Raw genomic sequence first — 12,574 nt, 5'->3', positions numbered from 1 at the left:
CGGGCACCGGACACCGGCGCCCCCGGGGGGCCCGCGTCCGGCGCCGTATTCCTCGACGGTGCCGGCGCTCACGTCCCGGAGGCAGGGCGTTCCGGCTCCGTGCACGGGGGCACGTCACGGTTGCGGGTCAGCGCCGGATTCGCACCGGCTTTCCCCTGCTCGGGCATGAAGACGACCGGCCCACCATACCGGCCGCCGGGAGCACCTCCCCGGGCGTGCGAGCCGCATCACACCGCCACGCACGGGACCCGGCCCCGGTGCCCGCCGGCTCCGTTCGCGCCGCCGCGCGCGGGACCCGGTCCCGGTGCCCGCCGGCTCCGTTCGCGCCGCCGCGCGCGGGACCCGGTCCCGGTGCCCGCCGGCTCCGTTCGCGCCGCCGCGCGGGGACCCGGTCCGGCGGCTCTCCGTTCACACCGCCACGTACGTCACCGGCTCCGTCCCCGTCACGGCCTCCGCGCGGCCCAGCTTCACCAGGCGGCGGATGTGGGCCTCGGCCTCGCTGACGGCGATGTTGCGGGAGCCGTACGGGATGCGGTCCCAGGGACGGTTCCACTCCATCCGCTCCGCGAGCTGCCACGGGGTGAGCGGGGTGGTGAGCAGGGCGAGGAGGCCGGAGAGCCGGTCCTCGTGGTGGTCGAGGAGTTCGCGGACCCGGCCGGCGGCGTCCGGGAAGGCGTGCTGGTGGGCCGGGAGGACCTCGGCGACGCCGAGCCGGCCGATGCGCTCCAGGGCGTCGAGGTAGTCGCCGAGGGGGTCCGTCACCGTGGAGTCGTCGGGGTCCTCGTACAGCCCGATGTGCGGGGAGATCCCCGGCAGCAGGTGGTCGCCGGAGAAGAGCCGGCCGTGGCCGGGGAGCCCGGCCGGGTGCCGCTCCTCCAGGTGGAGGCAGACGTGGCCGGGGGTGTGGCCGGGGGTCCAGACGGCGCGGAGCCGGCGGCCGGCGAGGTCGAGGAGCTCGCCGGGGACGATCTCCCGGTCGGGGAGGGCGGCCCCGAGGCCGGGCAGGGTCCGCATCCGTCCGCCGGAGCGGGCGGCGCGCAGCGGCGCGAGGTGGTCCTCGGGCGCGCCGGCGGCGGCGAGCTTGCGGGCCAGGTAGTCGAGCCAGGTGGCGGGGTCGGACTCGCGGGTGCGGCGGACGACGGCGGTGTCGGCGGCGTGCATGGCGATCCAGGCCCCGGACTCCTCCCGGACCCGGCCGGAGAGGCCGTGGTGGTCGGGGTGGTGGTGGGTGATGACGACGCCGTGGACGTCGCCGGCGCCGATCCCCAGCGCGCCGAGGCCGGCGGTGAGTTCGGTCCAGGAGGCGGGGTCGTCCCAGCCGGTGTCGACGAGGACCGGTCCCCGGTCGGTGTCGAGGACGTGGACCAGGGTGTGGCCCAGCGGGTTGTCGGGGATGGGCACCCGCAGCGACCAGACACCGCCGCCGTGCTCGGTCACCTGCGTCATGAGCGTCCTCGTCTCTGCGTCCCGGTACGACCATTGCCCACTATAACTAGAACTGATATCAGTTCTGATACACCGTCAGATACCCCCGGGAGGCGACCGGCATGAGCGAGCTGGTGGAGCACGGAAAGCTGTTCATCGGCGGGGAGTTGACCGACCCGCTCGGCGACGCCGCCATCGAGGTGATCTCCCCGCACACCGAGGAGGTCATCGGACGCGTCCCGCACGCCTCCCGCGCCGACGTCGACCGGGCCGTCGCGGCCGCCCGGCGGGCCTTCGACGAGGGGCCCTGGCCGCGGACGAGCCTGGAGGAGCGGATCGAGGTCGTCTCCCGGATCAAGGACGCCATCGCCGTCCGGCACGAGGAGCTGGCCCGCTCGATCAGCTCCCAGAACGGCTCCCCGTACTCCTGGTCCGTCCTCGCCCAGGCGCTCGGCGCGATGATGGTGTGGGACTCGGCCATCACCGTCGCCCGCGGCTTCGTCTTCGAGGAGCGGCGCGGCGGGGTCCTCGGCCCGCTGCTCGTGCGGCGCGAGCCGGTCGGGGTGGTCGCCGCCGTCGTGCCGTGGAACGTGCCGCAGTTCACCGCCGCCGCCAAGCTGGGCCCGGCGCTGCTCGCCGGCTGCACCGTGATCCTCAAGCCCTCGCCGGAGTCGCCGCTCGACTCGTACCTGCTGGGTGAGATCGCCGCCGAGGCCGGGCTGCCGGAGGGCGTGCTCTCGATCCTGCCCGCCGACCGCGAGGTCAGCGAGTACCTGGTCGGGCACCCCGGCGTCGACAAGGTCTCCTTCACCGGCTCGGTCGCCGCCGGCAAGCGCGTGATGGAGGTCGCCTCCCGCAACCTCACCCGTGTCACCCTCGAACTCGGCGGCAAGTCCGCGGCGGTGATCCTCCCGGACGCCGACGTGGCCACCGCCGTCGCCGGGATCGTCCCGGCCGCCTGGATGAACAACGGGCAGGCGTGCGTGGCCCAGACCCGGATCCTCGCCCCGCGCTCGCGGTACGAGGAGGTCGCCGAGGCGCTGGCCGCCGCGGCCTCCGCCCTCGTCGTCGGCGACCCGCTCGACCCGGCCACCCAGGTCGGTCCGCTCGTCGCCCGCCGCCAGCAGCAGCGCTCGCTCGACTACATCGGCATCGGGCAGGCGGAGGGCGCGAAGGTCCTCACCGGCGGCGGCCGCCCCGACGGCCTCGACCGCGGCTGGTATGTCGAGCCGACCCTCTTCGGCGACGTCGACAACGCGATGCGGATCGCCCGCGAGGAGATCTTCGGCCCGGTCGTCTGCCTCCTGCCGTACGGGGACGAGGCCGAGGCGCTGCGGATCGCGAACGACTCCGAGTACGGCCTCAGCGGCAGCGTCTGGACCGGCGACGCCGAGCGGGGCGTCGACTTCGCCCGCGGGGTCCGCACCGGCACCTTCAACGTCAACACCTTCAGCCTCGACATGCTCGGCCCGTTCGGCGGCTACAAGAACTCCGGCCTGGGACGCGAGTTCGGCCCCGAGGGCTTCTCCGAGTACCTGGAGCACAAGATGATCCACCTGCCGGCCGGCTACGGGGAGAACTGATGGGCGACCGCTGGCACCTGGAGGTCGACCGGGGCGTCTGCATCGGCTCCGGCATGTGCGTCGTCCACTCCCCGGACGGCTTCCGCCTCGACACCGCCCGCCAGTCCCACCCGGTCGCCCCGGAGGCCGACGCGGGCGAGCGCCTCCTCGCGGCGGCGGAGGGCTGCCCGGTCGAAGCCATCCTCATCACGCTCGCGGACGGCGGCGAGCCGGTCTACCCACCGGAGGACTAGGCCGTCTCCACCGGAGGACCAGGCCGTCTCCACCGGATCGGGCGCGGCAGGATCCGGAGGACCAGGCCGTCTCCTGCGGATCGGGCGCGGCAGGATCCGGAGGACCAGGCCGTCTCCTGCGGATCGAGCGCGGCAGGGTCCGGAGGAGACGGCCGCGCCACCCCATGGCACACTCCTCCCCTGATCACGGGGCGAACGGCCCCGTGACCTGGGAGGGGACGCACGTGCAGGGGAAGAGACGGGCCGTTTCGGCGGCCCTGGCCGTGGTGGTGTCGCTGGGGGCGGCGGGCTGCGGAGCGGGGGAGGGGGCGAAGCCGGACGCCTTCGGCCGGGAGGCCGCGCAGTCCGAGATCCGGACGGTCGTCGCCGGCGCGGGGCTGCCGGAGTCGGCGCTGCCGGAGCCGGGGGAGGCGACCGGCACGGTGGCTCCGGCGACGGAGCGGGAGCGGGTCGCGCGGCGCGCCGCGGACTGCTCCGCGGCCTGGCAGTACGCGGGCCCGGTGATGGACGGAGGCCGGGGGAAGTACGACAAGGCCCTGGACGCGTTCGTCGCGGCGGGCTGGACGGAGTCCGGGAAACGGTGGGAGGAGGAGCTGGGCGAGGACATCGGCACCACGCGCGGCGCCCTGCTCAAGAAGGAGGGGTGGAGCCTGTCCGCCCGGTACTCCACCTCCCGGCAGGCCCTGTCGATGGACGTGATGGGCTTCACCGCCACGGAGGACACGTGCATGGAGCAGTTCACCGAGCAGGAGATGGACCTCCTGTCGGGCGGGGACGCCGCCCCCTGACCCGCCCGGTCCCGTCAGCGGGCGGGCGTCCGCTCCGGGGACGTCAGGTCGATCAGGCGGCAGACGGTCTCGATGTCGATCTTGACCTGGGCGATCGAGGCCCGGCCCGACAGCCAGGTGATGAGCGCGGAGTGCCAGGTGTGCTCGATGACGCGGACGGCGGACAGCTGCTCCGGCGTGGGCTGTTCCGCGCCCATCGCGTCGAGGATGATCGCGGTCGTCAGGCGGGAGACGGTGTCCACCTCGGGGCTGACGCTGCGGTCGGCGAAGGTCAGGGCGCGGACCATCGCGTCGGCGAGCTGCGGCTCGCGCTGGAGGGCGCGGAAGGCGCGCATCAGGGTCTCCGCGACCCGCTCCGCCGGGGCGGCGCCCGCCGGGGGCCGCTTGCGGAGGGTGGTGTGCATGTGCTGGAGCTGGTCCTGCATGGTCGCGACGAGCAGGTGGATCTTGGAGGGGAAGTAGCGGTAGAGGGTGCCGAGGGCGACCCCGGCGGCCTCCGCGACCTCCCGCATCTGCACCGCGTCGAAGCCGCCGCGGGCGGCGAGCCGGGCGCTGGCGTCGAGGATGCGGCGGCGGCGCGCCTCCTGTCGCTCCGTCAGGGGCGGTGTGGCGGAGGGGCGGTGGTCCGCTCTGCTCTCTGCGGTCATCGGGGTCCCGTTCCGTGCGGTGGGGAGCGTCAGTATGGCGGAGGACGGCCGTGGCGCGAACCTCCGCGGCCGGGTGGTGCGAATCACCTGTTCCGGCGCTCACACGGGAGCTACCTGCCGGTAGATTCGGTGCCTCTCGAAGGATCAAGAGACGTCGAGAACGATCAAGTCTGTAACTTGTTCTACATTAGCGCGAGCGGTTACGCTCGCGCGAAACGCACGCTCGAAGGGGGTCGCGCATGACCGCTGAGGCCATAGAGGCAAGCCCCCGGCAGGGCGCCGGCCCGTCCGGTGACGGTCCGTTGCGGATCGCTCTCCTCACGTACAAGGGGAACCCCTTCTGCGGGGGCCAGGGCGTCTACGTCCGCCACCTCTCCCGCGAACTGGCCCGGCTCGGCCACACCGTCGAGGTCTTCGGCTCGCAGCCGTACCCGACCCTCGACGAGGGCGTCACGCTCAGCGAGATCGCCAGCCTCGACCTCTACCGCCAGCCCGACCCCTTCCGGACGCCGAAGCGCGAGGAGTACCGGGACTGGATCGACGCCCTGGAGGTCGCCACCATGTGGACCGGCGGCTTCCCCGAGCCGCTGACCTTCTCGCTGCGGGCCCGGCGCACGCTCGCCGCCCGCCGCGGCGACTTCGACGTGGTCCACGACAACCAGACCCTCGGGTACGGCCTCCTCGGCGGCCCCCGCGCGCTCGGCGCCCCCCTGGTCACCACGATCCACCACCCCATCACCGTCGACCGCCGGCTGGAGCTCGACGCCGCCGACGACTGGAAGCGCCGCGCCTCCGTGCGCCGCTGGTACGGCTTCACCCGGATGCAGAAGCGGGTCGCCCGCCGGCTGCCGTCGGTCCTCACCGTCTCCGGCACCTCGCGCGACGAGATCGTCGAGCACCTCGGCGTCCGCGAGGACCGCATCCGGGTCGTGCACATCGGCGCCGACACCGCGCTGTGGTCGCCGGACCCGTCCGTCGCCGAGGTCCCCGGCAGGATCGTCACCACCTCCAGCGCCGACGTCCCCCTCAAGGGCCTGGTCTTCCTGATCGAGGCGCTGGCCAAGCTGCGCACCGAGCGGCCCGACGCGCACCTCGTCGTCGTCGGCAAGCGCGCCGAGGACGGCCCGGTCGCCCAGGCCATCGAGCGGTACGGGCTCGACGGCGCCGTCCGCTTCGTCAAGGGCATCAGCGACGCCGAGCTCGTCGACCTCTACCGCTCCGCCGAGGTCGCCTGCGTCCCCTCCCTCTACGAGGGCTTCTCGCTGCCCGCGGCCGAGGGCATGGCCACCGGCACCCCGCTCGTCGCCACCACCGGCGGTGCGATCCCCGAGGTCGCCGGCCCCGACGGCGAGACCTGCCTCGCCGTGCCCACCGGCGACGCCGGAGCGCTGGCCGCCGCGCTCGGCCGGACGCTCGGCGACCCCGCGCTGCGGGCCCGCCTCGGCGCCGCGGGCCGCGCCCGGGTCCTGGACCGCTTCACCTGGGCCCGCGCGGCCCAGGGCACCGCCGAGCTGTACCGGGAGGCCCTGGACCGCCAGACCGCCGCCCGCCGCCGCTGAACCACGCACCGCCTCCGCACCACCCGTACCCCCCGCCACCCGGAAGGGCAGACCCCGTGCTGACCGTCGACTTCACCCGCTTCCCGCTCGCCCCCGGCGACCGCGTGCTCGACCTGGGCTGCGGTGCGGGCCGGCACGCCTTCGAGTGCTACCGGCGCGGCGCCCAGGTCGTGGCCCTCGACCAGAACGGCGAGGAGATCCGCGAGGTCGCCAAGTGGTTCGCCGCGATGAAGGAGGCCGGCGAGGCTCCGGCCGGCGCCACCGCCACCGCGATGGAGGGCGACGCGCTCAACCTGCCCTTCCCCGACGAGTCCTTCGACGTCGTCATCATCTCCGAGGTCATGGAGCACATCCCGGACGACAAGGGCGTGCTCGCCGAGATGGTCCGCGTCCTCAAGCCGGGCGGCCGGATCGCGATCACCGTCCCCCGGTACGGCCCCGAGAAGATCTGCTGGACGCTCTCCGACGCGTACCACGAGGTCGAGGGCGGCCACATCCGCATCTACAAGGCGGACGAGCTGCTCGCCAAGATCCGCCAGGCCGGCCTCAGGCCGTACGGCACCCACCACGCGCACGCCCTGCACTCGCCGTACTGGTGGCTGAAGTGCGCCTTCGGCGTCGACAACGACAAGGCGCTGCCGGTCCGGGCGTACCACAAGCTCCTGGTCTGGGACATCATGAAGAAGCCCGCCCTGACCCGGGTCGCCGAGCAGCTGCTCAACCCGGTCGTCGGCAAGAGCTTCGTCGCCTACGCCACCAAGCCCCACCTGCCGAAGGCCGACACCGCGGACGCGGCCCGGTGACCTCTCCCGAGCGGATCGCGGAGCATCTCGTCCTGCCCGGGGTGCTCACCGCCGAGCAGGCCGCCGGCACCGTCGCCGGCATCCTCGCCGGCCAGCGCGAGGACGGCGCCATCCCGTGGTTCCGGGGCCACCACCTCGACCCGTGGGACCACATCGAGGCCGCCATGGCCCTGGACACGGCCGGCGAGCACGAGGCGGCGGCCCGCGCCTACGCCTGGCTCGCCCGGCACCAGAACGCCGACGGCTCCTGGTACGCGGCCTACCGGGACGGCGACCCGGACGACGTCACCGACCGCGGCAAGGAGTCCAACTTCACCGCGTACATAGCGGTCGGTGTCTGGCACCACTACCTGTCGACCGGCGACGACGCCTTCCTCGACCGGATGTGGCCGGTCGTCTACGCGGCGGTCGAGTTCGTCCTCCGGCTCCAGCAGCCGGGCGGCCAGATCGGCTGGAAGCGCGAGGCCGACGGCACCCCCGTCACGGACGCCCTCCTCACCGGCTCCTCCTCGATCCACCACGCGCTGCGCTGCGCCCTCGCCCTCGCCGAGGCCCGTGAGGAGCCGCAGCCCGACTGGGAGCTGGCGGCCGGTGCCCTGGCGCACGCGATCCGGCGCCACCCGGAGCGCTTCCTCGACAAGTCCCGCTACTCGATGGACTGGTACTACCCGGTCCTCGGCGGGGCCGTCACCGGCGCCGAGGCGAAGGCCCGCATCGACGAGCGCTGGGACGAGTTCGTCGTCCCCGGCCTCGGTGTCCGCTGCGTCGTCCCCAACCCGTGGGTCACCGGCGGCGAGAGCTGCGAACTGGCCCTCGCCCTCTGGGCGTCGGGGGAGTCCGACCGGGCCCTGACGGTCCTCCAGGACATCGGCCACCTGCGGGCGCCGAACGGCCTGTACTGGACGGGGTACGTGTACGAGGGCGCGGACGGCCACGAACCGGCCGTCTGGCCCGAGGAGCAGACCACCTGGACGGCGGGCTCGCTCCTCCTGGCGGTCGCGGCCCTCGGCGGCGAGCAGGCCACCGTCGCCGTCTTCGGCGGCGAGACCCTGCCGGCCGGCCTGGCCCCGGACTGCTGCGGGGCGTGACACGACGGCCCCTTCTTCGAGCCCGGCCTCGACCGGGCCCGGGTCCGCCGGCTGACCGCCCGCCACGCCCCTCGGAGGGGCGTGGCGGGCGCCGGGAGGGGCACCCGTCCGGCGCCGCCCGGATGGCGGTGCGGCGGGGGCGGGGCGAGGCTGGCGTCACCGTCCCAGGGAGGTTCCGCTGTGCCCAGAAGCCTGAACCGCGGCGTCGTCGCGCTGCTGCTGTCCTGCGCGCTGCTGCTCACCACGGCCGCGTGCGGGGCCGACACCACCCAGAGCGTGAGCACCGCCTCCAGCCCCTCGGCGTCGGGCACGTTCGAGCAGCAGAAGCTGGCGAAGACCCGCTTCGTCGCGAACGCCGGACTCGCCGCCGGGGCCGCGTACCAGTGGATCGTGAAGCCGTACAGGGCGGGCACGTTCAAGAAGGGGGCCGACGGGCGCACCTTCGCCCTCGTCAAGGCGGGACTCGCGGGCGCGTTCACCTACAACCGGCTCAAGGCCGCGGTGAACAACGCCAAGGGCGACCCGCTCCTGTCCAAGGCCGTCGCCCCGCTCTCCGCCGGCATCGAGTCCCTCAAGGACCTCGGCACGAAGCTCCGCAAGGGCGAGATCGACGCCGCGGGCGTCGGCGGCCTGGAGGGCGTCATCAACGACATCAAGGACGCCGGCAAGGCCGCCGGGGCCGAGGTGGTCGACAAGGTCCCCTCGGCCTCCCAGCTCAGCGGCGGATGAGCCGTCACGCCCCGGCGGGGACGGCCGGCCCGCCGGCGTCGGGTGGTCGGTGCAGCTCTCCGCGCCGCCCGTGTGCCAGGCCCGGCGGGACCTAGGAGCCCAGCTCCGCGAGCGTCCTCAGGGTCTCCTGGTCCGGGGCCGTGACCAGGAGGTCCGTCACCGGGCCGGTGCGCCACTCCTGGAGCCGTTCCGCGATCCGCTCCCTCGGGCCCACCAGGGAGATCTCGTCGGCGAAGGCGTCCGGGACGGCGAGCACGGCCTCCTCCCGGCGGCCCTCGGCGAAGAGGCCCTGGATGTGCCGGGCCTCGGCCTCGTACCCCATGCGCGCCATCAGGTCGGCGTGGAAGTTCCGGGTCGCGTGCCCCATGCCGCCGATGTAGAAGCCCAGCATCGCCTTGACCGGCAGCAGGCCCTTCGTCACGTCGTCGCAGACCTGGGCGCGGACCATGGGGGCGACCCGGAAGCCGTCGCGGAGCCGGCCGGGGAGGGCGTACACCTCGCGCCAGCGGGTGGGCGACCAGTAGAGCGGCAGCCAGCCGTCGGCGATCTCCAGCGTCTGCGCGATGTTCTTCGGTCCCTCCGCGCCCAGCAGGACCGGCAGGTCCGGGCGGAGCGGGTGGGTGATCGGCTTGAGGGGTCTGCCGAGGCCGGTGCCGTCGTCGCCGGCGTACGGGAAGGAGTAGTGCCGTCCGTCGAGGCGGACCGGCGCCTCCCGGCGGAGCACCTGGCGGATCACGTCCACGTACTCGCGGGTGGCGGTCAGCGGGGAGCGGGGGAAGGGGCGCCCGTACCAGCCCTCCACCACCTGCGGGCCGGAGAGCCCGAGGCCGAGCCGCATCCGGCCGCCCGAGAGGTGGTCGAGGGTCAGCGCCTGCATCGCGGTGGCGGTCGGGGTGCGGGCGGCCATCTGGGCCACGGCGGTGCCGAGCCCGATCCTGCTGGTGTGCGCGGCGATCCAGGTGAGCGAGGTGAAGGCGTCCGAGCCCCACGCCTCCGCCGTCCACACCGAGTCGTAGCCCAGCCGCTCCGCCTCGCGCGCGAGCTCCAGATGGGCGGGGGAGGGGCCGCGGCCCCAGTAGCCGAGCGCGAGTCCCAGGCGCATGCCGGACTCCCTTCTGACGCCGACGAAGCATTCTGACGATGTGTCAGATCTGGTTCCCGGGGACTGTACGGCAGCGGCCCCCCGACCGGAAGGACTTCCGGTCGGGGGGCCGCTGCGCGGTGCGGGGGAATCCCCGCGGGGGGCTCAGCCGCGCTGGATGCCCGTGGCGTCCTGGAGGACGCCGCGGCGCCCGTCCTGCGTCTGCGCGATCAGGGCCTGGCCGCGCTGCTCGACGGCCAGGTACCAGGTGCCGGGGGCCAGTTCGGCGATCTGCGAGCCGGAGCCGTCCTCCGCGTACAGCGGACGGGCGACGGGCACGGCGAACCAGAACGGCGTGAAGTCCGAGCCGCCCTGCGCCGGGGCCTGCGGCTCCGGCTGGTGCGGGGCCTGCGGCTGGCCGAAGGGCTGGCCGCCCTGCGAGGCGTCCTGCGGGGCCGGGTAGGGCTGCTGGGCCTGCTGGGCGCCCGGGTAGCCGTAGCCACCGCCGGCGACACCGGGCTGGCCGGGCTGCGCGCCGTACGGCTGCGGGGCCGGCGGGCGCGGGGCGCCGACGAGCGGGGCCTTGAGGGCCGGGACCATCGGGCCGGCGACCGCGGCGGCGGCCAGGACGAGCGAGGCGATCAGGCCGAGGATCAGGCCGGCGCCCGCGTCCTCCGCCTCGAAGATCCACATGAGCAGGGACCACGCCGAGGCGATGGTGAAGGCGGCGCCGACCTGGCCGAGGTCGAGACCGGCGACCTTGCGCGGCTGCGGCAGGCCGTGGGAGACGACGACGAGCGCCGCGCCGGCGATGCCGAGGAAGAAGGTGCCCCAGCCGAGGTAGGACCACTCCCACGTGTTGGGCATCTGGTCGCAGATCGAGTCCGGGCCGTCGCAGCCGGCGATGTCGAGGAACGAGGCGATGAAAAGCACCACCGCAGCGCCGATCACTACGCCATCGCCTCGGGTGAGGGAGCGGATATTCACGTAAGAAGTCCTTCGTCGGGTCGTCGTCGCGTCGGGCAGGCGCCGGTTCTGGGCACGGGGGCGGCCCCATCGTACGGAGCGAATCTATCGCTTGCGGGTTCTACCCCTGGAGGTAGGTCACGATGCCGTCGGCGATGCCCTGTGCCGCCTTCTGCCGCCACACCCCGGACGTCAGCAGTGCGGCGTCCTTCGGATCACGCATATTGCCGCATTCGACGAAGACCTTGGGCACCGTTGACAGATTGAGACCTCCGAGATCGGAACGGACGTCCAACCCGGTGCCGCCGCCGAGGTAGTTGGCGGGGGAGGTTCCGGTCGCCCCGCGGAAGCCGGCGACGATCCCCTCGCCGAGCCGGCGCGAAGGCGCCACGATCGGGCCGGTGTCGGCGGCGCCCTCCCGCACCTTCGCCGGGACGATCACGTGGAAGCCGCGGTGGCCCGCCGCCGAGCCGTCGGCGTGGACGGAGACGACGGCGTCGGCCGCCGCCTCGTTCCCGATCCGGGCCCGCTCGTCGATGCAGGGCCCGTACGGCCGGTCCGCGTCGTGCGTCAGGACGACGGTGGCGCCGCGCGCCTCCAGCAGCTTCCGCAGCCGGTGCGAGACGTCGAGGGTGAAGGCCGCCTCCGTGTACGCCTCCTCACCGCCGGACGCGTTCGTCGCGGTCCCGGTGGTGTCGCACTCCTTGCGGGCCGTGCCGATGTCCACCTTGCGGGCGATCTCCCGCCCGTGCCCGAAGTTCCCCGGGTTGTGGCCGGGGTCGACGACGACGGTGCGGCCGGCGAGCGGCCGGGAGGGGGCGGCGGAGGCCGGGGCCGTGGTGGCGGCCCCGGTGCGGGCCGGCGCGGGCGTCGGGGCCGTGGCCGCGGCCGGGCCCCGGGTGCCCTGGGCGGCCTCGGACGCGGCGCCGCAGCCGGCGAGGGCGGCGCAGCAGACGAGCGCCGCGAGGACGGCGGGCACGGGGCGGGTCACGGGGTTCCTGTGGTCGTTCGGCACCCCGCGACTCTAGGCCCTCCGCCGGCCGGAACCACGGACCGGATGTACCGGCTCGGTCACCGCGTCCGCAATCCGCTGGACGCGTGTGCGTGCGCGGTGAAGGGTAGGTGGAAGAAGCGGCGGTGGCGGTGCCACCGCGCCTGGACCACGAGGGGGAACCGTGGCGGGGGAAGAACCGAACGACGCGCGTCCGCGACCGGACGCGGCGGGACCGCAGGACGCCCGTCCGGTGCCGGAGGCCGCGGGCCCGCAGGACGCGCGGCCCGGGCCGGACCTGGCCAAGCGGCCGGCCGACGCGCCGCCGCCGGACGGCTCCGGCGAGACGATCATGATCAGACCGGGCCGGCGCGGTCCGGCCGGCGGCGAGGCCGGCGGCCCGGGCGCCACGGCCGGTGACGGCGCGGGCGCCTTCGGCCCGCCCGGCCCGAGCGGAGGTACGGGCTCCGCGCCCCGGGACGACTTCGGCCCGCCCGGCTCCGGCGGCGGCACGGACGCCTCGGCGACGGGCTCCTTCAGACTGCCGGCCCCGGCCCCGGCCCCGGCCCCGGCCCCCGCGCCCGCCCCGGCCCCCGCGCCCGCCCCGGCTCCCGCGCCCGCTCGGGCCGCGGGGCCCGCGCCCTGGGAGGCGCCGCAGAACGGCGGCTCCCAGGGTGCCGC

At 74.7% G+C, this 12,574-nt stretch carries 12 protein-coding genes, 1 pseudogene and 1 riboswitch; of the genes and pseudogenes, 8 read left to right on the top strand and 5 right to left on the bottom strand.

Going from position 1 to position 12,574, the window contains the following annotated elements; translation table 11 throughout:
- Nucleotides 1-84: 84 nt before the first annotated feature.
- A riboswitch (cobalamin riboswitch) is annotated at nt 85-157 on the bottom strand.
- A gap of 251 nt (nt 158-408) precedes the next feature.
- Nucleotides 409-1,446: an MBL fold metallo-hydrolase gene (locus tag ACFVU3_RS16080; RefSeq protein WP_390066547.1), complete on the bottom strand. Its 1,038-nt coding sequence runs from the start codon at nt 1,444-1,446 to the stop codon at nt 409-411.
- A gap of 101 nt (nt 1,447-1,547) precedes the next feature.
- On the opposite strand from ACFVU3_RS16080, the gene ACFVU3_RS16075 reads away from it, so the two are divergent.
- The 3 genes from ACFVU3_RS16075 to ACFVU3_RS16065 all read left to right on the top strand — a co-directional run bounded on the left by ACFVU3_RS16075 (nt 1,548) and on the right by ACFVU3_RS16065 (nt 4,029).
- Nucleotides 1,548-3,008 (top strand): aldehyde dehydrogenase, encoded by a 1,461-nt coding sequence (locus tag ACFVU3_RS16075; protein ID WP_390066545.1) that lies wholly within the window; start codon nt 1,548-1,550, stop codon nt 3,006-3,008.
- Complete coding sequence (locus ACFVU3_RS16070; RefSeq protein WP_390066544.1) at nt 3,008-3,241, top strand: ferredoxin; 234 nt, start codon at nt 3,008-3,010, stop codon at nt 3,239-3,241. The genes ACFVU3_RS16075 and ACFVU3_RS16070 overlap by 1 nt, the downstream gene beginning before the upstream one ends.
- A gap of 224 nt (nt 3,242-3,465) precedes the next feature.
- The gene (locus ACFVU3_RS16065) at nt 3,466-4,029 is read left to right on the top strand and encodes a hypothetical protein (protein ID WP_390066542.1); all 564 of its coding nucleotides are present in this window, start codon (nt 3,466-3,468) and stop codon (nt 4,027-4,029) included.
- Nucleotides 4,030-4,043: 14 nt separating this feature from the next.
- On the opposite strand, the gene ACFVU3_RS16060 is transcribed toward ACFVU3_RS16065, so the two are convergent.
- Nucleotides 4,044-4,676, bottom strand: a complete 633-nt coding sequence (locus tag ACFVU3_RS16060; RefSeq protein WP_390066541.1) for a TetR family transcriptional regulator — start codon at nt 4,674-4,676, stop codon at nt 4,044-4,046.
- A 239-nt stretch (nt 4,677-4,915) separates the two neighbouring features.
- On the opposite strand from ACFVU3_RS16060, the gene ACFVU3_RS16055 reads away from it, so the two are divergent.
- From ACFVU3_RS16055 to ACFVU3_RS16040, 4 genes are all read left to right on the top strand, one after another.
- Nucleotides 4,916-6,235 (top strand): glycosyltransferase family 4 protein, encoded by a 1,320-nt coding sequence (locus tag ACFVU3_RS16055; protein ID WP_390066539.1) that lies wholly within the window; start codon nt 4,916-4,918, stop codon nt 6,233-6,235.
- 56 nt (nt 6,236-6,291) lie between these two features.
- Complete coding sequence (locus ACFVU3_RS16050) at nt 6,292-7,038, top strand: class I SAM-dependent methyltransferase (protein ID WP_390066537.1); 747 nt, start codon at nt 6,292-6,294, stop codon at nt 7,036-7,038.
- Entirely contained in the window at nt 7,035-8,126 is a 1,092-nt protein-coding gene (locus ACFVU3_RS16045) for a prenyltransferase (protein WP_390066535.1), read from the top strand. The genes ACFVU3_RS16050 and ACFVU3_RS16045 overlap by 4 nt, the downstream gene beginning before the upstream one ends.
- Nucleotides 8,127-8,306: 180 nt before the next feature.
- Nucleotides 8,307-8,855, top strand: a complete 549-nt coding sequence (locus ACFVU3_RS16040) for a hypothetical protein (protein ID WP_390066533.1) — start codon at nt 8,307-8,309, stop codon at nt 8,853-8,855.
- 91 nt (nt 8,856-8,946) lie between these two features.
- On the opposite strand, the gene ACFVU3_RS16035 is transcribed toward ACFVU3_RS16040, so the two are convergent.
- The 3 genes from ACFVU3_RS16035 to ACFVU3_RS16025 all read right to left on the bottom strand — a co-directional run bounded on the left by ACFVU3_RS16035 (nt 8,947) and on the right by ACFVU3_RS16025 (nt 11,917).
- Complete coding sequence (locus ACFVU3_RS16035; RefSeq protein WP_390066532.1) at nt 8,947-9,957, bottom strand: LLM class F420-dependent oxidoreductase; 1,011 nt, start codon at nt 9,955-9,957, stop codon at nt 8,947-8,949.
- A gap of 144 nt (nt 9,958-10,101) precedes the next feature.
- Nucleotides 10,102-10,923 (bottom strand): DUF5336 domain-containing protein, encoded by an 822-nt coding sequence (locus tag ACFVU3_RS16030; protein ID WP_390066530.1) that lies wholly within the window; start codon nt 10,921-10,923, stop codon nt 10,102-10,104.
- Nucleotides 10,924-11,023: 100 nt separating this feature from the next.
- The gene (locus tag ACFVU3_RS16025) at nt 11,024-11,917 is read right to left on the bottom strand and encodes an N-acetylmuramoyl-L-alanine amidase (RefSeq protein ID WP_390066528.1); all 894 of its coding nucleotides are present in this window, start codon (nt 11,915-11,917) and stop codon (nt 11,024-11,026) included.
- Between the two features lie 160 nt (nt 11,918-12,077).
- Between ACFVU3_RS16025 and ACFVU3_RS16020 the strand changes: the two are divergent.
- Nucleotides 12,078-12,574: pseudogene (locus ACFVU3_RS16020) on the top strand (hypothetical protein); the annotation flags it as partial.

The sequence above is a fragment of the Streptomyces sp. NPDC058052 genome (assembly GCF_042885515.1).
Taxonomy (GTDB): domain Bacteria; phylum Actinomycetota; class Actinomycetes; order Streptomycetales; family Streptomycetaceae; genus Streptomyces.
Note: the sequence above shows the minus strand (reverse complement) of the source record. Positions and strands in the feature narration are given on the sequence as shown.